Genomic DNA, 21533 nt, shown 5'->3' on the forward strand with positions numbered 1-21533 from the left:
CTCCACCGGTTTCGCGGTGAACTTAGGGTGAACGGACACATCTAACCCCATCATTATGTTGTAAAATTTCAGCCCCACTCTTTTCTTGGGCTGCAAATTACGTTGAGAGTCTCAGTGGCGGTTTTATCAAGTGTTTTACGGAGGATAATCTTATCAAATGCAAGGAGTTAGCATGGAAACCATTGGTGACAACACCTGTATAACCAGCATAAACCCCAAAGGAAAGGTGGTTTACTGTCGTAGAGAGCAGCGTAAATACTGGCTGGAATTGCAGTTTGTCGATGAGAACAACACACCCGTCACCGGGCTGAATATCCTGCTGGAGTATCACCCGCTTGCCTCTGCGCAGGAGGTGGCCGTGATGAGGCGAACCGGCTACGACTTCAATCCCACCCCGCCTCTCAATCCCCCTGCTGGTGTCACCGACAGTCAGGGATTGGTTCGGTTCGACGATCTGTACTGGGTGGCGGTCAGTGTGAAAACCGACGGCCAGCGACTGGCCGACGAGATGGAAACCCGTCCGTTGGGTATCAAACGTAATCCGAACAGCCAGCCAGTGAGTAAAAACGCCTTCCGGCGGGAAACGCGCGACAAAAGTTGGCGCTCAGAGGTGCAGGAAAAAGCCGAAGCGGCTGGCCACATCCATCACTATGTGACTATCGGCGAGCTGTGCGACCGCCTTCCGCAAATGGAGGGCTGGGATGAACCGGAGCCACCTGAGTTTCACTTTCCTCCCGGTCGTTCACTGAAAGGCACGGAGGTTACGCGAGAGGCGCTAGATAAGCGGCACGTCATCGAAATCTGCCCCTTCCGGGCGTGGGTGCTGGCGCTGCATGACACCAAAGAATACGACCTTGCCAACGGGCTTAACCTCGGCATTATGGCGGATCTGGCCTATGCAAATGAAAAAGAAGATCAAACCGTTGCCTATTTCTTCCAGAAAAAGTGCCAGGATCTGTCCGCTATCCCGCAGTTTGCCGAATATCCGTCTTACTTTCACACGCTGGCAGTGGATGTGCCTTTTCGTGAGCGCTACCGCGATTCGGTATACATGAATACTCAGGAAAGTGAACCACCGGAAGGCGATACCCGCCTGTTCAGCGTGGAATGTGCCCAACACATTATCGTGGCGTGGTGTGGCACCGACAGTATGCTCAATATCCTGACTGATGTCTCCTTTGCACCTAAAAAGGCTCCTCCGCAACTTGTCGAAACAGGCAATATTCATGGTGGTTTTTGGGGAGCCTATAATCTGGCAAAACAAAGATTTACTGATAAATTTGATGTAATTGAAGCATCTTTAGCCGAAGCTAAAGGCAAGAAAAAACTCTTTATCTGCGGCCACAGCCTCGGTGGAGCGCTCGCGCTGACCTATGCTGCTGAGATGAAAAGCAGTCACCCAGTACTTTACACTTATGGTATGCCACGCACTTTCACTCGCACCGCAGTACAGTGCCTGAATACCGTCACCCACTATCGCCACGTCAATGATAACGACACGGTAACTCAGGTTCCCCCGGATGCTGACCTCGACAATACGTTCTACCAGAAGTGGGGGCCGCTGGGCGACAAACTGGGGTTTGACTGGTCAATCACAACACTTTCGGGGCTTGGCGTTTCCGCTGCGCAGACCGTCTGGCAGTCCGTAGGAGTGCAAGATAAAAAAGACCCCTACTGGCATCACGGTAACACGGTGATATTTTTTCAGGCACAGCAGTGTGTCATGAAGGCGCGGCCTCAGAACGTGCCGTGGATAGGCGGTGGCGGTCATGATAATCCGGCCCCCGGTGTGATTTACTCCCGCAGCACGGTGGCGGTGAAGCTTTTTTTGGTGCCATCGCTCAACAATGAATGCCTGCAAGCCACCGGAGAACATCAGGCGAAGTTTATTCAGTGTCTGGATACGACTAGCTTGGAAAAAACCTTCCCGAGGAATACCAACCCCTCTTTGGATAGTATTTTCTCCAATCCTTTCAGTCATTCAATGGCGCATCGCTATCTGCCCTATATTCACAATCAGTTGCTGGAACTGGCAGACCCAGCCCGTCCCATGAGAAGAAAAGAGATGCGGGGGGGGGTCCAACGGGAAATCGAGCTGTCAGCAACCTCTGGTAGGGGCAATAAGGACGAAATCCAGCGGAACAGAGAGTTCATTTCGCTGCAGAATATGCTCTCTGTCACTCTAAATCAGACAATGGCAGAGGAAATCAGTAAGAACGCCCTTATACGCTTTGCTGAAATCACGGAGGAAGAAGTTGAACTGTCTAAATAAGGTTGTTGTACTGCTTCTCCCCGTCATTGTGCTGCTTTCCGCGTGCGGTGACCGTACGGATCAGACACTGTCTCCACCGGAGAATGCACATCGGGTGACGGTGGAATTTAAGGTTCCCAACGGCACCACACTGCTGCCCATGCAGGTGCTGTACCGTTCTGATATCTGTAAGAGCAAGAGCTATAACTCGAGTAACGAAGCCTATGAGGTTCGCGGGTATAACGGTTTTAAGCAGGCTTTTAGTCAGCAGGGTAACAGTAATATCTGGCAAACCCGTATTGCTGTTGACGGAGGCGGCTCTTGCAAATGGCATCTCAATTCTATCAAAGTCAGCTTTACGCTGGCGGATGATAACCCTCTGGTGCAAGGGAAAAATCTCATCGAGACCAATTATATTTTTGATTTTGATGATTACGGGTTCAGCGATGGCTATGGAACTGGAAAAGCGAAGGAAACCAGTGGTGACCTTGATTTAAAAACAAACTTTTTCCCGATGGTATTCATCAATCACCTTTTCAATAAAACTTCTCTGAAGTTTTTTGGCGGGGATACTGATGATGAGAAATGGAGCAGGCGTTACAGGTTACATGATACCAAAAAGATAGCCATAGAGCCGATATTACATCTCGGCAAGGTTGTCACACTTGAAAGCCCTAAATCTCAATCTGATAGTATGGCTACAACCTACCCTGATGGGAGTGTTGAACATGAAAGCAAAATCAAGCCTGATTATGAAAAGCTGCTTTCGATGAAATAATGATGTATTCGTTGAACTCAAAGGATCTTCTTGAGATCCTTTTTTTGCATGAAATTTCGTTGGTGAAGAAACCATACCTCGAACATCAATAGGATTAAAATTCACTCTTAACGAGGTTCAGCAGAACTGCGGGCCCATCGCGCTGCAGAATATGCTGCCGGTGGTGCTGCAACGAACGGAGGCAAAAGAGACCGGGAAAAATACGCTGCTCCGCTTTGCAGCGGTCACGGAGGAAGAAGTTGAACTGTCTAAATAAGGTTGTTGTACTGCTTCTCCCCGTCATTGTGCTGCTTTCCGCGTGCGGTGACCGTACGGATCAGACACTGTCTCCACCGGAGAATGCACATCGGGTGACGGTGGAATTTAAGGTTCCCAACGGCACCACACTGCTGCCAATGCAGGTGCTGTACCGTTCTGATATCTGTAAGAGCAAGAGCTATAACTCGAGTAACGAAGCCTATGAGGTTCGCGGGTATAACGGTTTTAAGCAGGCTTTTAGTCAGCAGGGTAACAGTAATATCTGGCAGCAGCGTATTGCTATTGACGGCGGTGGTCCCTGCCAGTGGCAGCTTAATTCCCTCAAAGTCAGCTTTAAGATTGCCGATGACCATCCTTTGCTTCAGGGAAAAGAAGTTATTGAAACTAATTATATTTTTGATTTTGATGATTACGGGTTCAGCGATGGCTACGGTACCGGAAGGGCGAAAGAGGCCAGCGGCGATCTTGATTTAAAAACGGATTTTTTCCCAGAGGTATATATAAGCCACTTGTTTAATAAAACGACAGTGAAATTATTCGGTGGTAATACTAATTATAAGAAATGGAGTCGGCGTTACAAGCTTAGTGAAACTCAAAAAATAGTCATAGAGCCTGTCGTACATATAAATAAGGTGGTGATTCTTGAAGGTCCCAATCCTCCACCAGGGAAGATTACAGGAACCTATCCTGATGGTAGCAGTGAAGAAATCCCACGCATCTATCCGGATTATGAAAAACTGCTTTCGATGAAATGACTCTATAAAGCCATTTGATGGCAAGCCGCTACCTGCCCTATATCCATAATCAGAAAGACGGCGGCGGCCAGCAGGATAATCCTGATGAGGTTCAGCGCAACCGGGAGTTTCTGGCGCTACAGAATATGCTGCCAGTCGCACTGCAACGAACGCAGGCAGAGGAGACAGGGAAGAATGCTTTGATCCGTTTTGCAGCGGTCACGGAGGAAGAAATTGAACTTTCTAACTAAAACGACTGTACTTGTGCCCCTTATCGCGCTGCTTTACGGGTGTGGTGACCACACCGATCGCGCGTTGGATCCGCCACCCGATGCGAAATGGGTGAATGTGGCTTTCCGGGTACCGGAGGGAACCACGCTTTTGCCAATGGAGGTGTTGTATCGTTCAGAACGGTGCAAAACAGTCCGCTATAATTCGAGCAATGAGCCTCATGATATTCTGGGCTATAACAATTTTGAGAAGCCATACAGCCAACAGGGAAGCAGCAATATCTGGCAAACCCGTATCGCTGTTGACGGAGGCGGCTCTTGCAAATGGCAGCTTAACTCCCTCAAAGTCAGCTTTAAGATTGCCGATGACAATCCTTTGGTGCAGGGAAAAGAGGTTATCGAAACCAATTATATTTTTGATTTTGGTGATTATGGGTTCAGCGATGGCTACGGTACCGGAAGGGCGAAAGAGGCCAGCGGCGATCTTGACTTAAAAACGGATTTTTTCCCGAGAATTTTTATAAATCATGTGCTCAAAAAAACGTCGTTGAAATTTTTTGGTGGTGATACAAAATACGAAAAATGGAGTCGGCGTTACAGGCTTTATGATACTCAAAAGATAGTCATCGAGCCGGTAGTCCATCTGAATAAGCTGGTTGTTCTTGAAAGTCCTAACCCGCCATCAGGAGATATTATGGCAACCTATCCAGACGGGAGTAGTGGAAAAGTCCAACATATTGATCCAAATTATGAAAAGCTGCTTTCGATGAAATAATGATGTATTCGTTGAACTCAAAGGATCCTCTGGAGGTCCTTCAGACTGATGACAAAGTCAAATTAAGGGGAATCGCGCCGTTGGGGCCACTCTTAGTTTCAAATACCAGTGGCGTGCGCCACCGGAGTGCTCCTAGGTGCGGTAAACCCTTCACTCACTGAGCTATCAGCCGCTTTGTCAACAAACTCACTGGGCAGCGCACCGCCCATTACTGCTTTTTGGCGTTCGCTAACTGAGCACGAATATTGGCCAGATGACTCTGGCCTTTTTGCATCCGCTCTTGAGGGCTAACCACTTGGCGCTCATTGTCCCATTTCAAATCATCCTGTGGTAACTCCATCAGGAAACGGCTCGGTTCCGGGCGAATCAGCTCACCATACTGCCGCCGCTCTTTGCACAGGGTAAAGAACAGCTCCCGCTGGGCGCGGGTGATCCCCACATACGCCAACCGCCGCTCTTCATCGACATTATCTTCGTCGATGCTACTTTGGTGCGGCAGCAACCCCTCCTCCATGCCGACTAAGAACACATAAGGGAACTCCAACCCTTTGGAGGCGTGCAGTGTCATTAATTGCACTTGATCCAGCTCGCCATCACTCTCCCCCCGCTCCATCATGTCGCGCAGGGTAAAGCGTGTCACCACCTGCGTCAGCGACATCGGCTCATTCAGCTCAGACCCCTCCAACATTTCCGTCATCCAACTGAAGAGCAGATTGACGTTCTTCATCCGCATTTCAGCCGCTTTTGGGCTAGGCGAGGTTTCGAACAGCCAGCTCTCGTAGTCGATACCGTGGATCAGATCCCGCACCGCCGCCACCGGCTCCCGCTCGACCAGCCGAATAATGGCCTCCATCCAGTGGGTAAACCGCTGCAATGACTCCAGCCCCCGGCCTTTGAGATGCTCGCCCAATCCCAGATCGAAGCTGGCACGAAACAGGCTTTTATTGCGCACGTTAGCCCACTCCCCCAGCTTCTGAATGGTCGTCGACCCGATCTCGCGCTTTGGTGTATTCACGATGCGCATAAATGCGCTGTCATCATCCTGATTGGTCAAGACGCGCAAATAGGCCAGTAAGTCTTTGATCTCGGGCCGCGAGAAAAACGAATCGCCACCGGAGATACGATAAGGGATGCGGTTTTGCATCAGCAGCTTTTCAAACAGCCGCGACTGGTGGTTGCCGCGATACAAAATGGCATAGTCACTGTACTGCGTCTTTTTGACAAAGTGATGGGCGATCAGCTCACCGACGACGCGTTCGGCCTCATGATCTTCATTATTAGCCGTGATGACTTTTAACTCATCACCATACTCCAGCTCAGAAAAAAGCTTTTTTTCAAAAACATGGGGATTGTTGGCGATCAGGATATTCGCGGCTTTCAGAATCCGGCCCGAGGAGCGGTAATTCTGCTCCAGCTTAATCACCTGCAACTGTGGGAAATCTTCATTCAGCAGCACCAAATTCTGTGGCCGCGCACCACGCCATGAATAGATCGATTGGTCATCATCACCCACCACGGTAAAGCGCGCCCGACTCCCCACCAGCAATTTCACCATATGATATTGGCTAGTGTTAGTATCTTGGTATTCATCAACCAACAAGTAACGCAGGCGATTTTGCCAACGCTCTCGCACTTCCAGATTATTTTGCAGCAGTAACGTCGGCAGGGAGATGAGGTCATCGAAGTCCAGCACATTACAGGCTTTCAAATGGGCGTCATATAAGCCATAACAATGTACGAACAACTTATCGCGTTCGGATCGAGCCTGTGCGGCAGCGGCGGCGGGATCAAGCAGATCATTCTTCCAGTTGGAGATCGCCGAGATCAGTTGTTGCAGTAATGTCTTATCGTCCTCCAACCACTTGTGGGTCAGATCTTTCAATAACCCCAGTTGGTCCTGCGCATCAAACAGTGAGAAGTTCGATTTCATTCCCAATGCCGCATACTCTTTTTTGATGATTTCCAGCCCCAAGGTATGGAAGGTGGCAATCATCAAACCCCGCGACTCCTTGCGCCCCAGCGTCTGAGCCACGCGCTCTTTCATCTCACGCGCGGCTTTATTGGTAAAGGTCACCGCCGCAATGTGTTTTGGCTGATAACCGCACTGGCGGATCAAATGGGCGATCTTGTTGGTGATCACGCGGGTTTTACCTGATCCCGCTCCGGCCAGCACCAGGCAGGGTCCGGTGACAAATTCGACGGCTTGTTGTTGGCTGGGATTTAATCGCATGGGCGCAGAGTCGCTCTGTGGGTTATCAGGGGAACAGGATTGTAGCAGAAAGCGGCCGCTGACAAAAAATCACCTGTGCTTTTGAATTGTAAAACACGCGCCACGGTGGCCCCATCGCCAGAAAAATAGGCTACACTGGCGCGCTTCTAGACCCTATTGAAGATAATCTTCGTTCAAATAACATTGTGGTGATTGTGACTATGGCAAACAAAGCTTCTGCGCTGCACATTCTGGTAGATGATGAAAAGCAGGCAAACGATATTCTGGCACAGTTGAATAACGGTGCAGATTTCCAAGAGTTGGCGAAGAAATTCTCCAACTGCCCGTCGAAACGTAATGGCGGCGATCTGGGTGAATTCAATAAAGGGGATATGGTCCCAGCATTCGATAAAGCGGTATTCAGCTGCGAACTGCTGCAACCTTATGGCCCGGTAAAAACTCAGTTCGGTTATCACATTATTAAAGTGCTCTATCGTAACTAAGTTAGACATGCGCCACCTTAATCGGTGGCGCAAATAACACCCTATCAGAATCACGATTAACAAAATCACTCAATATTAATAACATAATAATATTCCTACGCTAAATCCCTCTCCTGAATTTTCTATACAAAGCCTTTACTTAACTCTATATAAGAGCAGGTAGATTAATACCGAAATACCCTGCTTTTATGTGTCGCAAACAGCGATAAACGCAGCATTTTCAACATAACAACAAGAAAGATCTCATTCATCGCTTTTTTCATTACTAAAAAAATACTTTAAATACAATATGTTAATCTTTTTTTACCCCTAAATGGATTTAGGTAGGAATTTTCCCACATAAATTGGTTCTCTTATCTCATGTGCAATGAGTACTGCCTTCTATATTATTGTCGTCATCAAGTAAGGGATGCAGCGGAAATAATAAATACCGAATTCCTTTAAATGAAAACCCCAGTGGAACGCTGACGAATATAATCGAATACCCTTCGCCATATAGTCATTAACCACTTCATCTTTATTAAGTTAAGTTCTCAGCGGTAATTAGATACTCATGAGAGTCTTACCTATTTTAAATTATCATATTGGAGTTTCAAATGAATAAGATTACTTTGGCTATGGCATTATTCGCGGCATCTACTACTGCTTCAATGGCAGCTAGCAATAATACAATTACTTTCCAAGGTGAAGTCACAGGGCAAACATGTTCTGTTACCGTAAATGGCCTTGAAGCTAACCCAATGGTTTTATTGCCGACAGTATCAAGCACGGATCTGGATGCTTCAGGTAAAACAGCAGGTAAAACAACCTTCACTCTGGGTGTTTCTGGTTGTACTGCCGATGCCGCTGATGTTGATATCAAAACTGTTTTCGTTGGTAACCAAGTCTCTGCTTCTGGTAACTTAAAAAATACCGGCACCGCAGCCAATGTTGAGCTTCAATTATTGAAAGATGCGACAACAACAACCGGTATCGATTTAAATAGTGGTTTGGCGCAAGATGGTATTGTATTGGAAGCAGGCAAAACTTCAGCAGAGCATGATTTTGCCGTTCAGTACTTTGCTACTGGGCAAACAGCACCAGGTACTGTAGTGGCATCTGTACAATATGCGGTTTCTTACCTGTAATATCTGTACTATCGGGTGGGAGATCCCACCCGATAAATTTCTACAGAGGATATACCCATCATGTTTAATACACACAGCCACAGCTATCGTTATCTGTTCGCCACTCTATTCATGTTTATGGGTATATCTTTTGCCAACGCCAGTGTCGTCATGGGCGGCAGCCGTATTATCTATTCGGCAGGTGAAAAAGAGCACACGGTACAATTAACCAATAATGACAACTTTCCTAATGCTGTTCAGGTTTGGTTAGACAGTGGGGATGCTAAATCCACCCCTGACACGGGCAAAGCGCCGTTTCTCGTCACGCCTCCCTTCTTTCGTATGGAAGCCAACGCTGGCCAAACATTACGACTGAAATATACCGGCAGTGGCCTACCGACAAATAAAGAATCCATATTTTATTTGAATTTTTTGCAGGTGCCCCCCGTCAATAAAGCAGAGAAAAACAATAAAATGTTAGTCCTGCTGCGTAACCGTATTAAAGTATTTTATCGTCCAGAAGGTATTGCAGGTCGAGTTGACCAAGTTCCCAGCGCACTGACGTTCAGTGTCCGTCAACAAGGCAGCAATGTGGTTGTTACCGGGAAAAACCCAACCGGTTTCTTTGCCACCATTGCCAGCGGTGAAGTGGTTGGCAGTGGTAAAAATCTTAAAATGAAATCAGAGATGATCCCACCGATGTCTCAGGTTGAATGGGTTATTCCAAATTCATCAGCACCTTCTAATCCAGTGATTAATTTTCGGCTAGTGAATGACTTCGGCGGGCAAGATTCCGGTAGTTACCGGACTTAATAACCAATTTCCGGTAAAGGAATATTTATGGGTTTTGCACACGCCACGCTGAAAAATAAATTTTCTGGTCGTAAAAAAACGTTAGCACTCTGTATCACTTTAATCCTACATGTCGATACTGTTTTAGCTCAGGACGATTCAAAAAACTTGGAGTTTGATGAATCGCTCTTTTTAGGCACTAACTTTGCCTCTGGGTTGAATCAACTGAATAAAGAGAATTCGGTTACAGAAGGGAATTACGATGCTGTCGATGTCTTAATCAATAACAAACAGTACAAACGCACCACCATTAAATTTGTTAAAGATGCTGACTCTTCAGAGGTTTACCCCTGTCTGAGCGATGAGTTCTTAACCGCCGCTGGCATTGAATTAACCCGTCAAGATGGCTCTGTGGCGAAAGAACCTACGGCTGCCGAAACAGAATCATTACCTTCAGAGACCGCAACTCACTCCCCAGCAGAGCAATGTGTGCCGCTGGCGACACGGGTCAAAGGGGCTTCGTTCCACTTTGATCAGGCTAAACTGCGTCTGGAACTCTCTATTCCACAAGCCGTATTAAAAAAGCGCCCTCGGGGCTATATCGAGCGGACGGAGTGGGAAGAGGGAGAGAAACTCGCCTTTATTAACTACAGCACCAACTTTTATCGTAGCGAAACCAGTGGCCAACAGAGTAATACCTCTGATTACGGCTTTATTGGCCTAAAGGGCGGCTTGAACTTAGGGTTGTGGCAATTACGTCAACAATCAAACGTGCGCTATGCCAGTAATACCAATACCAGCGATACGCAATGGAATAATATCCGTACCTATTTGCAGCGCCCTATCCCACAATTGGATAGTCAATTAACGCTGGGCGAAACCTTCACCGACAGCACCTTATTCGGCACCATGTCATTTCGTGGCGCGAAAATGGCGACTGACCAACGTATGTGGCCAGAGTCAATGCGCGGCTTTGCACCCGAAGTTCGTGGTGTTGCCAGCACCAATGCCCGCGTGGTTATTCGCCAGAATGGGCAGGAAATATATGAAACCAACGTCGCCCCCGGCCCCTTTGTTATTAATGATCTCTACAGCACCACCAGCCAAGGCGATCTCAATGTTGAGGTTATAGAAGCAAACGGTAGCCGCTCAACATTTACCGTGCCCTTTAGCGCCGTGCCAGATTCAATGCGCCCTGGGGTGAGTCGTTATAATGCCGTTATTGGGGAATCACGTGATTTCACCGATATTGATAATTATTTCACCGACTTTACCTATGAGCGCGGTATTACCAATCAGTTAACGGCGAATAGTGGTGTGCGGTTAGCGCAAGATTATACGGCACTCCTCGTCGGCGGTGTTATTGGCACCTCGGTCGGCGCTTTTGGCCTGAACACCACTTATTCCCATGCCAAAGTTGAAGATAATAAAACCCAAGATGGCTGGCGGATGCAAGCGACCTATAGCCAGACCTTCAGTGAGACGGGAACCACATTTTCATTGGCGGGATATCGCTATTCCACCAAAGGCTATCGCGATTTAAATGATGTTTTCGGCGTGCGTTCAATGGAAAAGAGTGGCGGGAGTTGGGATTCATCAACTTATCAACAGCGCAGCCAATTTACCACCACGGTTAATCAGAATTTAGGTAATTTTGGTCAATTGTATGCCTCGGCCTCAACCAATGATTATTATAACGATACGCAGCGCGATACACAGTTACAGTTGGGCTACTCAAATAACTACCGAGATATCAGTTATAATGTGGCAATTAGTCGCCAGCGCACGGTTTATACCTCAACACTCTATAATTGGGATACCGACGAGACTAATCCAACCACCACCGCCACGCGCTACGGCAATACCGAGAATATCGCGACATTAACCGTCTCTATTCCGCTGAATATTGGCAGCAAGAATCAATATTTATCCATGTCAGCCAGCCGTAATCCGAAAAGTGGTAATAGTTATCAGTCGGCGTTATCAGGCACTTTGGGTGAACGGAATAACTTTAACTACTCCGTCAATGCGGGTTATGACGATAGTAATTTCGGTGGCAGCTCCAATACTTGGGGGGTGAATATGCAGCAGCAATTCCCTAATGCGACCGTTAATGGGAACTATTCTCGCGGCAATAATTACACCCAATATGGGGCAGGCGCTCGCGGCGCGGCAGTTATTCATAGCCAAGGTCTGACACTGGGTCCGTATTTGGGTGAAACCTTTGGTTTAATTGAGGCGGATGGTGCTCAGGGCGCAGCAGTGCGTAATGCGCAAGGGGCGAGAATTGACAGTAATGGCTTTGCCTTGGTGCCTTCGTTAACACCGTATAATTACAATACCATTGGTTTGGATACTAAAGGCATTAACCGCAATACTGAGCTGAAAGAGAATCAGGGCCGGGTCGTCCCTTATGCTGGGGCTGCCGTGAAAGTGAAATTTGAAACGCTAACCGGTTATGCGGTGCTGATTCAAACTCAAACCAGCGGGGATGAGGGCTTGCCGCTCGGTGCTGATGTCTATAACAGCAAAGACGAACTGGTCGGCATGGTGGGTCAGGGGAATCAGATCTATGCACGAGTCAAAGACAAAAAAGGTTCGCTTTATGTTCGCTGGGGTGAAAACAGCAGTGACCAGTGCGAATTACCTTATGCTTTTGATACTCAAGAGACTGAGCAAGATATTATCCATTTAACAGGCAGTTGCCGCCGTTAACGATGTGAGAAAAATAATGTTAAGACCAACAGAACCATTAATCTCTTACGACGTTTCGCGGCCATCAATCGCTGCCTGTTATCGTCGTCCGCGTCTGCTGTCCGGGATGCTATTGCTGATAGGATTTTGCAGCACCTCGGCGTGGTCCGCCTGTACCAAAATTACGGCACAAAGCCAGTTGACTGCGGGTGATGGTACGGCAGGCGCTTGGGCTGGCTCAACGGATACCAACAATGGGTCACTCGGCCTACCGGGTATTATTGACCTCAGCACCAATGCCAACTTTCAACCGGATGGCACGTTATTAGCCGCCGCCACCTCTAACTTTACCACCTTTGCCCTGAATACCGGATATGACCCCGATAGAGTCCTGTTTCGCTGTGCGGCGGCGGATGTTGATCAACTCTTCGAGATGTATGCCACTAACGGCGATAATGATTTTGGTGGCAAGAATGAAGATGGTGCCATTGCCGGTAATGTCCCCTCAGGTTTTGCCACCTATGTACGCAATGTTGTGATCAGACTGACCAACCTCTCCACTGGTGAGTATTACTCTCGCCTATGGAAAGGGCGGCGCTTAACTGATTTGGATACCGACAGCACTGGCCGTATTTTAGTCAAAGCCAAAAACTTCAGTAATCTGTATACCGAACTGTTTCGTGTTGATTATGCCCGTACCAGCACCAATAATGCGGCATCCTATACTTATGCTTACACCCAACCGAATGCCTATATCGCTTTTAAAGGACCGGGCATCACTGGCCCTGTCGAAGGTACGGATTCACTCTCCAACTGGCCCGGTTGGTATGGCACTTGGCCAGCCTCGATTGGGTTGTACAACTATGTGACTTTCCGTCGAACCACCATTTGTGCGGTCACTAATTTTACCCCGACCGTGGTATTACCCCGGATTTCGGTAGCAGAACTGAACACCGGGCATACCAGCTCCGCTGATTTTAATGTCGATTTTCAGTGTCAGACTGGCGTGACCTCAGGTGTCACTGCGGGCACAGTGGCGATGGGCTTTTTGGTGCCCGCCGCCAATGCCGCAAAAGCGCAGGCGTTGGGGTTAATGAACGGCAGCGGAGGCATCAGCCATTTAGTGTCTGATAATTATGGCGCTCCCGGTATGGCGAGCGGTGTGGGTATTCGCATCTACCGTAATAATAATCCCATTTATTTGCTGTCAAAAAATGTCACTCAAACGGGGAATAGTGGTGGCTGGTATGGTATTTTCCAAGGCGCACAACAACAGACGGGCAGTGTGACGGGGGGGAATAGCTACACGGAGAATTTTCGGGCTGAGTTAAGTAAGATCAGCGGGCAAACTGTGACGGCGGGAGCAGTGAATGCACATGCGCAAGTGGTTATTCGTGTCCAATAATGTGCTTTTAAGATGGGTCAATAGCAGGATCAGCACCTTGCTATTGTTGCTTATGATGGCCAGTAGCACATCGGCGATAGCCAGTGTGATTGCGGAGAGAACACGGGTTATCTTCAGCGAAGGTAGCACGGAGGAGTCGTTGCAACTGGTGAACAGCAATAAATATCCGGTCGCGGTGCAGGTCTGGGTGGATGATGGCGATTTGATGGCGACGCCGGAGAAAGCAATTTCGCCTGTCTTAGTGTTGCCGCCCGTATTTCGGCTGCAACCACAGGCACAGCGCAGTTTGCGGTTAATCCTATCGGGTGCCAGTAAATTGCCGGTGGATAGAGAGTCTGCATTTTGGCTCAATGTTTACGAAATTCCGCCAAAATCGACCACTAAAGTGGAGGATGAATCATTCGTCACTTTGGGTTTGCGGATGCAATATAAAGTTTTTTACCGCCCGAAAAGTATACCCGCGCCGGGAGAGACTCTGGGTAAAGCGCTCACCTTTACTTTAGTGCGTAGCGGCGATAGCGCCCTGATTAAAGTGAATAACCCGACACCCTATTATGCCTCATTAGCCTCGCTGACATTAGGCTCAGCAGAAGCATTGCCGGATATGGTCGCTCCTTTTTCGACACTCGACTTTCCACTCAATCACTCGCCAACCGCTGGCAATCCCACTCTCAATTTTGTCTTAATCGATGATTTAGGTAACAGTAAGGCTCTGAGCAGCAATCTGAAATAAGGCGAAGAGTTTGGAATCAATAAGATAATATAACCGCCATAAAAGACGGTTATATTATTGGCTAGTTATTTAAACTACGCTTTTATGCGACAGCACCTCATAACTATCCCATGACAATATCGGCGTTTGTCCTGAAGAATAAATCATAGCATCATTGAGTATATACTCTACATCCTTGCCAATAATTGCTGCATTATGGTGACTTTCATTGCCCCCTTGTCCTAGTGATACTAACCAATGAGAAATGACCTGAGATAGCGCTGTTGCATCCATGGTTTCAAGAGCCGCGATTAAATCTAATGTCATTTGTGGTGTTGCATATAGCCCGGAGAGATCTAATGAATACTCACCGAGGACAATATAATTACCATGATTCTGACTATCAGATAGTTTGGTAAGATATTTTCTGTATATTAGATAATTAATATCAAGGTCTGAGAATTTCAGCATATCATTCATTAAATAAAGAGGGCCATGCTGTGAACGACGTGTTAATCGCAACTCAGTTTTTTTATTAAATACAGATTGATTATTAACAGTTCTGATGACGGCCGGAATATAATTAAAAAACTGTCTCTCGGGGAAAACAAAAGACGTATTTCCTTGGTAACCGATAATAACAAAAACATAAGCCATTTTTTGGGGGAATTCGAAAGGACGCATTTCATAGCATAGGCCAGATAGGCCGGTAAAACTAATGACGCCATCCTCCCGTTTTAACGCGCTGACGACATCATCTAGCTTAAAGTACTGATTTATTGTATTAATGATAGCTTCGCTGTCAATGATTGCACTAATAATAATGTCATTAACAGTCACAGCCTGCTTGTTAGTAAAATTCATCAGTAATTGTAGGTTGGGATTGATTGCATTAGCGATTTTAATAATGCTGCTTTTGCCATACTGGATCACTAAGTCAGCATCTACCTGCTGAAAACGCTCTTTAAAGAAATCAGTCTCATTGAGTGTTAAGGTCAATGAGCCACTTTCAGATGTCTGTATAAAGACGGTTGAATAGCGACTTGCTTGTATCGGCAGTGTGACTGATGCTGAAGGGTGGTTAATATTCATAATCATTTCAGTTTTTACATCACACCAGCGACAGTCAATATCTTCGGCACTCAGATTAAGTTCAGGTATATTATTGGCATTAGCAATAAGCACCGGTGAGCCGAATTGGCGTGTGTATTCAAAAATACAGTTTTTTGCTGACCAGTTGGCACTGTTGAGAATAAAATGGCCTGTCGTGGTGGTGTCACTGTGATAAACAAAGGTGAATTGTTTGTTGGCATGCGTTTTTATTGACAAAACAGTGCTATTGCTAAGCTGCATTACTGCGGCAGCATATAAATGCTGAGCATAGCTGTTCAACCAGTTGATTAACTTATTAGTCTCAAACGTCATATCCAGCAATGGCTCGAGGGCATTAACTGCAGCGTTATCATCGCAATACAGTTGTTGCAATTCATGGCTAAAACCTGAAGCTTGATAAGAGGGTTGAGTAATAAATTTAATTATACCTTGAGGGAGATTAATACTGCCTGCCAGTAAAATATGCTGCTCATTTGCCAGGATCTGTACAGTGCTAGGCAGCGTGAAAACACAGGATAAGGTGCCTTGACTTAACCTAAACGTATTTTTGGTCGGATCTTCTTGCCAAACAGCCATATCACCCTGACTATCAAGGAGCCCCTGCTGACCATTGATAGACAGTGGAACAATACCCGATAACTGTAATGAATGGGCTAACCCGGTTAAGGTTGTCGCTTTCAGTGAATCCCCATTATCATGATAGCTGATAAGAAAACTTTGTTGCTTACCACTTTCTAAATTAACATTGACACCTAAACTTACGCCAGACTCATCCAATTTGGCGATGAGTAATACCTGCTTTGGCGGATTGCTGGTGAACGCAATAGTTTGTGCTCCGATAGTTATCCCTGTTCGCGTAATGGTCATACCACGCAATACCTGCGGTTGCACAGCGCCCAAGATAACATTATCGTGCTCAATCGTGCTGCTTTTGAGCACAGATTCAATATCAATGGTCCAATGCTCATCGGAAGCAGTGCTGCCCGCTATCTCTAGTCTTAATGCTTTACTGGGTAGTACGAGTGTGTATTTTCCGCCATTCCCAGCAATAGAATAAGATAGATGATTACGTGAACTTTCTTCGGTTATGGTGGGAATAACCAGAGTACGATCATGATTATCTAACAGCACCTGCACCTGTGTTGAAAATAAGGTGGCGGTCAAATGGCTCACAGCATAGTCGGAGACAAAGGCATTAAAGTGCCAGAGAAATTCTCTTTTATAGTATTCACTCAATTTTCGCAGGGCAGGCGCTTTTGCCCCACGGTGGAATGAATAAAAGTCATAATCGAAGCTGTAGTGTTTATTGATGCCTGAGGGTAAATAAAATAATTGGGCTTGGCTCAACTCGACGGGCTGTTGCTTCCTGCTCAATCCTAATCCCAAATAGATATCCAGTTTCATTTTTGTATCAAGGTTTGGCCCAGAGAAAAAGCTATCAAAACCACCGACACGGGTATGACCAGAGCCAGAATTAGGATCGGTGCCAATCATTGTCACGTTGCCATAGGTGACGCTGTTCTGTTGAAAATCCACAATAGAGACCACTGCCCCAGAGCCAAGGCTGAGTAAGGGATTATTTGTCTCTTTTGGCGTCAAATTTTGTAATTGTGTTGGATTTTCAATCCCTTTCTGCACAAAATCGAATGCTTTAAAAGTCGATTCGCACGACTGCGCAATAGTACTAAACCCTTCAACTAATGCGGGCAATCCCGCAGCGATACCGGCTAAGGGAACTGCAACTAGGCCAAGAACAGCACTGGCACCCGCTGCTGCGGGGATAAAACTGGTGACTAACGCTGCAACATTGACACCCGTCGTTAACGTAGCCATGGTCAAATTGGTGCTGGCAACAGCAATTTCAATAGGATTATCAGTGGTCGCCAATTGAGCAATAATACCCGTAAGATTGGCGGCATCCAGTAGCAGCCCAGGCAATGCTGGCATCACAGACCCTAAAGTGGGGGAAGCATGTAAGGCTGAGAGTGTTTGTGCCAGAGGCTTTAACTCTACACCCGCGATGGCTTGGGTGACCAATCCCCCTAAGTGAACAGCATCTTCTGCCAGCCCAATGGTCGGTTGTATTAGCCCCACATAGTTTTGTAATTGCATTGGCCAGCTTAGCGCATCGGAAGAGCCTTGCTGTTGTGGGCGTTGCCCCATTAACGCTTGCAGTAAAAATGCGGCATTAAGTGTATGTACTGCATCACCCTCAAACACATTGGGTTTCGCTGTGGCCTCGCCAGTATGTGGGTCAAAAGAGAGTGTGTTACTCAGTTGTGTCGTGAGTGTCTGATACTGCTCACCGAAGGTATGAAAGATCTCTTTTTCAGTGTTTATCCATTTTTTCTCACCCGTACTTTCATGGATAAACAGTACCTCATGGCCTTGTTCGAGTGGTCGGGTAGTAAAACTGGTATGCCAATGCTCATCCAAGCCACTGCTGGCATGTAGCTCTAGAGCGGCAGTGTTCCACTCTTGGCTGAGATTGGTCAGCTTTAACGCCTGTATGACTTTTTGTTCTATTTCTATACTGTGTTCCGTGGGACGTTTTTGTTGATAGAGCGCTTCTCGTAATTGCTGACTGGTTTGTTCATGCAGTTCGAGCAATTGTTGTTGTGATAGTGTGCCCAACTGACCATAGGATTTCATAGCACTATCGATAGTTTGAGCTGCGCTGGTGATTTCTGGTAGGCTGAGCTTGCGTTTCACCAGCGTATTGCTCTCATTATCCCAACCCAACACTGTTTTATTGAGTTGATTATTGATGGCAGCGATTTCTTTATTAATCCATTCACCCTTAACGAAAATCTCTTTCTTACCATTCTCGACAGCACGCAATGGATATTCGTAAGCCACTACGGATAATTGCTCAGGCTTAAGACCCCAGAAATCAGCTCTCTCATTCATCCAAATAGCGAGCTGCCCTGGGAACGTTTGCTCTAGCGGTAAATAGGTATCGAATAACGAACAGCCCGCCATATTCAGTTTAATGTTGTTAAATTTTGTAGCGCCTTGCTTGCTAATTTTATCAAACACTTTACCAAGCGTAGCACCCACTTGTACTGCACTCATGCCGGCAAATTGTTTGCTGTCGCCATGTCCAACCAGAATAATACGTACAGCACCAGATTTTTCGAGTGCTAATGGTTTGTCGGTATATTGATAATGATTGTCGGATGTTGACCAAGTGAAAACATCATTTATGTTGCCATCAGTTAATTGCAACCATTCACTCTGTTTTGGGTGTTTAGCAAAAAACGCTTGTGCGGATTTGAAACAGGTCTCGTCCCCTTGTAATTGTATAATAAGTTGTTTTTCGTAACCAAAACTGCTCTCTACATGACCTTCATCTAATAATGTCAAAAAGTGTTCTTTCGACGGTTTTTCCCAGAGTTCAATACCCAATTGCTTATCTGCCAGTGTTGCAAGCGTTTTGTATTGATCAGAAAATTCAGATGCTTTTATTAGCAACTCAAGCTGTTTCCATGTGAAATTATTAAGGCTTTCAAGAAACTTTATGGCTATATCCGGCAAATGTGTGGCTTGCTCTTTGCTTTGTTGAATTACATCGAAGCAACTATCACGTAATATTCCCTCCTCAGCACTATTTAAGGATATGTCAAACTTGACTTTATCTAAATAGAATGCTGCTTTATCATAAAATTGACTAATAGACCATGAACTAAAGGTTTCCTCAACTGTGTATAAACTGGCAATCGCCTCCTTTTTGACAATACCTCGTCTAACAGCTTCCTCAACTCTTATCACCGTGTCTAGTACTGTGGGTCCTGTCATAAAGAGAGTCGCCGTTGCCTGTGGCGAATTAGGCACAATTGAGTCTTTATAATAATTTGCTAAGCTTGGGATGAAACTCCCTTCATGCTCTGCATTCAGTCCGAATTGGGCTGACATTTTTTCTGTGAAATTTAACATCTCACCATCTGTCACTATATTTGATATTATGAACTCATCAAGGATTGTATAGTTTAGAATTATCCTGTCCATTAACGCGTTCATAAAGCCATTGTTTTCATTACAGGCAAGCATCGCATTGGTCCAGCCACGCACTGAATTATCACTATAAAAACAATTCTTTTCTAATTCATTGAGGTGTTTGAATAAATTATTTTCTTCAGTCAGCCTTTGGATTTCATTTATTTGACTTTTAGTCAAACCGCTGCGTATTTTGTTAGTTTTTGATCCTGTGAGTTGTTTGTATTTTTCAATCTCAAGATAAATTTCTTTGCTATAAACTCGTTCAACAGAGTTATTGTCATTCATTAAAAAAAGCTTTGTACTTTCAATAAGATCCCAGTCGATGTGTGGAAGCAAATCTGTATCAATATAGACACCCCCCTGAGTTTGTAAGGCAACCAACCTGAGTATATCCGAGGCAGCGGCTAAATTACCTCTATCATTAATTTCTCTTTCATATATTTGTTTTAGCGCAGTGGCTCTTAGATTATCCATTTCACTAAATTGTTCAAATAATGCTGAAACATGCTGGTAATGGCCTTGTTGACCATCAATCATTTCTACAAAACTACTTTCAATAGTCTCTATTTTTGTACGGTATTCCTGGACTTTATTATCGCCTAAAGAACCGGCAATTTTTTTTATTGTTTTAATTCTTTCAATATCATTGCCATGAGGCAAGTAAACATTTTCTCTTACACCACGTTCAATCTGGACTGCCTGATCATAATAATCATTTGCTGTGGCATTAGAATCACCAACAAGATACTGCTTAAGTGTATATTCGCGTAATTCTTTAACCGCATTGTTATATAATGCAACAAACTTATTATCAGTGTCTATCCAGGTGATATGAGTATAATCTGGATTGATATCACGCCATACCTTCAGATATGATTTTGTGATATCAGGGAGAGGGCCACCTATCCATACAGTATGAAGGTTGTGCGTAATAAAATTATTGTTTTTGTTCGATTTAGGTAGATCAGTGCTCATTTTAAATGCCTTGTAAAAGATAAGTATTATGTAATGATGAATTAGTTGGCGGCCTAAAAAAACGGTAATGCTTCTCTAGCTGATCTCACCTCGTTAATGCGACAAAACTGTATATTTATCACTCTAGTTCAATAATAGGTTGGACGTCAAATCTAATCCCTTTCACAAATAGATTTCGGCGCAGCATGACATTTGTCATACATTATAATAATGATGGATTTTGATTTCTTTAAATTGATTGAACATTGAATATAATATAAATTGCCTCTATTTACATAGTCTCCCACTCAGTTTCAATAAAAGGGTGATGATATAGAATGCATTGGAAGTATAAAAATGGAATGCTTTAAAAATAGATATTCTCAATTGAAGAAAAACTTCAAGCTAGGTCATATTATATATGGCCTTTCGGTTGACACTTCCTCAGCCTTGGAGGCACTCTCAAATATTGGTTTTCATCGTAGAGAGAATCGTAAGGATAATATACTTGTACAGAATTCATTAACAAATGCAGTATTCGGCCTTGTTCCTTCCCCAGGCGTATGGAGGTCAGATGATGAGATTCAAAGAGATCTGAACGATGGACAACGTGGTTTAGATTTTAAAGCTAATGCATTTAATGCTGGAATTTTTTCTAGAATTGAGTGGAAAGATAAAAATCCTGAAGAGTTTACAAACAAACTTTGGGGGCGAACGAGTAAACAAGGAATTTCTTTTCAAATTTTTGAAAGAGATTTGCCCGTACATCTTATTGTGGATACGTCATTTTCAGCTTTACTGCATATTGTAAGAAAAGACGGCATAGAAGGACGATGTGTTACTGCGTCAGAAATCCGCTATATCTATAGAAGAAAACATTTATTTAGAGTTCGGAAAAATATAAAAATCTATACAGCTGATCGTGAAGTTAGGTTTGAAGAATTCTTCGAACATGAGTACTGGAGTCAATATAACCAAAAATCTTCGTGGTTTTAGACTGTATATCAATAAGTCGGATCG

At 45.3% G+C, this 21533-nt stretch carries 14 protein-coding genes; 12 read left to right on the forward strand and 2 right to left on the reverse strand.

The annotated features are described in order from the left end of the window. Positions 1–172 precede the first annotated feature (172 nt). The 5 genes from HRD69_RS04370 to HRD69_RS20565 all read left to right on the forward strand — a co-directional run bounded on the left by HRD69_RS04370 (position 173) and on the right by HRD69_RS20565 (position 5026). Positions 173–2272, forward strand: coding sequence for a lipase family protein (locus HRD69_RS04370; RefSeq protein WP_172984598.1), 2100 nt, complete (start codon positions 173–175; stop codon positions 2270–2272). After that, the gene (locus HRD69_RS20560; RefSeq protein WP_244953507.1) at positions 2256–3029 is read left to right on the forward strand and encodes a hypothetical protein; all 774 of its coding nucleotides are present in this window, start codon (positions 2256–2258) and stop codon (positions 3027–3029) included. The genes HRD69_RS04370 and HRD69_RS20560 overlap by 17 nt, the downstream gene beginning before the upstream one ends. A 239-nt stretch (positions 3030–3268) precedes the next feature. Then, on the forward strand, positions 3269–4042 hold the full coding sequence (locus tag HRD69_RS04380) for a hypothetical protein (protein ID WP_172984599.1): 774 nt from the start codon (positions 3269–3271) through the stop codon (positions 4040–4042). 17 nt (positions 4043–4059) lie between these two features. Continuing rightward, a complete protein-coding gene (locus HRD69_RS04385; protein ID WP_004877008.1) occupies positions 4060–4272 on the forward strand; it encodes a hypothetical protein in 213 nt (70 codons plus the stop codon). Continuing rightward, the gene (locus HRD69_RS20565; RefSeq protein ID WP_244263002.1) at positions 4256–5026 is read left to right on the forward strand and encodes a hypothetical protein; all 771 of its coding nucleotides are present in this window, start codon (positions 4256–4258) and stop codon (positions 5024–5026) included. Before HRD69_RS04385 ends, HRD69_RS20565 begins: the two co-directional genes overlap by 17 nt. Positions 5027–5234: 208 nt before the next feature. Here the strand turns inward: HRD69_RS20565 and rep are convergent, their stop codons facing one another. Continuing rightward, positions 5235–7256 (reverse strand): DNA helicase Rep, encoded by a 2022-nt coding sequence (gene rep, locus HRD69_RS04395; RefSeq protein WP_004877004.1) that lies wholly within the window; start codon positions 7254–7256, stop codon positions 5235–5237. Between the two features lie 200 nt (positions 7257–7456). Here rep and ppiC point away from each other — a divergent pair, with 200 nt between their 5' ends. The 6 genes from ppiC (at position 7457) to HRD69_RS04425 (ending at position 14468) form a co-directional block, all read left to right on the forward strand. Then, positions 7457–7738 (forward strand): peptidylprolyl isomerase PpiC, encoded by a 282-nt coding sequence (gene ppiC, locus HRD69_RS04400; RefSeq protein ID WP_005275718.1) that lies wholly within the window; start codon positions 7457–7459, stop codon positions 7736–7738. Positions 7739–8334: 596 nt separating this feature from the next. Further along, positions 8335–8865, forward strand: coding sequence for a fimbrial protein (locus tag HRD69_RS04405; RefSeq protein ID WP_004876999.1), 531 nt, complete (start codon positions 8335–8337; stop codon positions 8863–8865). 60 nt (positions 8866–8925) lie between these two features. Continuing rightward, positions 8926–9657, forward strand: a complete 732-nt coding sequence (locus HRD69_RS04410) for a fimbrial biogenesis chaperone (RefSeq protein ID WP_004876997.1) — start codon at positions 8926–8928, stop codon at positions 9655–9657. 27 nt (positions 9658–9684) lie between these two features. Continuing rightward, positions 9685–12351: a fimbria/pilus outer membrane usher protein gene (locus tag HRD69_RS04415; RefSeq protein WP_004876995.1), complete on the forward strand. Its 2667-nt coding sequence runs from the start codon at positions 9685–9687 to the stop codon at positions 12349–12351. A gap of 106 nt (positions 12352–12457) precedes the next feature. Continuing rightward, positions 12458–13735 (forward strand): fimbrial usher protein StbD, encoded by a 1278-nt coding sequence (gene stbD / locus HRD69_RS04420; protein WP_004876992.1) that lies wholly within the window; start codon positions 12458–12460, stop codon positions 13733–13735. Next, the gene (locus HRD69_RS04425) at positions 13701–14468 is read left to right on the forward strand and encodes a fimbrial biogenesis chaperone (protein ID WP_032815315.1); all 768 of its coding nucleotides are present in this window, start codon (positions 13701–13703) and stop codon (positions 14466–14468) included. The genes stbD and HRD69_RS04425 overlap by 35 nt, the downstream gene beginning before the upstream one ends. Positions 14469–14537: 69 nt before the next feature. On the opposite strand, the gene HRD69_RS04430 is transcribed toward HRD69_RS04425, so the two are convergent. Next, on the reverse strand, positions 14538–20534 hold the full coding sequence (locus HRD69_RS04430; protein ID WP_004876989.1) for a TcdA/TcdB pore-forming domain-containing protein: 5997 nt from the start codon (positions 20532–20534) through the stop codon (positions 14538–14540). A 336-nt stretch (positions 20535–20870) separates the two neighbouring features. On the opposite strand from HRD69_RS04430, the gene HRD69_RS04435 reads away from it, so the two are divergent. After that, the gene (locus tag HRD69_RS04435) at positions 20871–21509 is read left to right on the forward strand and encodes a hypothetical protein (protein ID WP_032815314.1); all 639 of its coding nucleotides are present in this window, start codon (positions 20871–20873) and stop codon (positions 21507–21509) included. The last annotated feature ends 24 nt before the right edge of the window (positions 21510–21533 follow it).

The sequence above is a fragment of the Yersinia mollaretii ATCC 43969 genome, assembly GCF_013282725.1.
Taxonomy (GTDB): domain Bacteria; phylum Pseudomonadota; class Gammaproteobacteria; order Enterobacterales; family Enterobacteriaceae; genus Yersinia; species Yersinia mollaretii.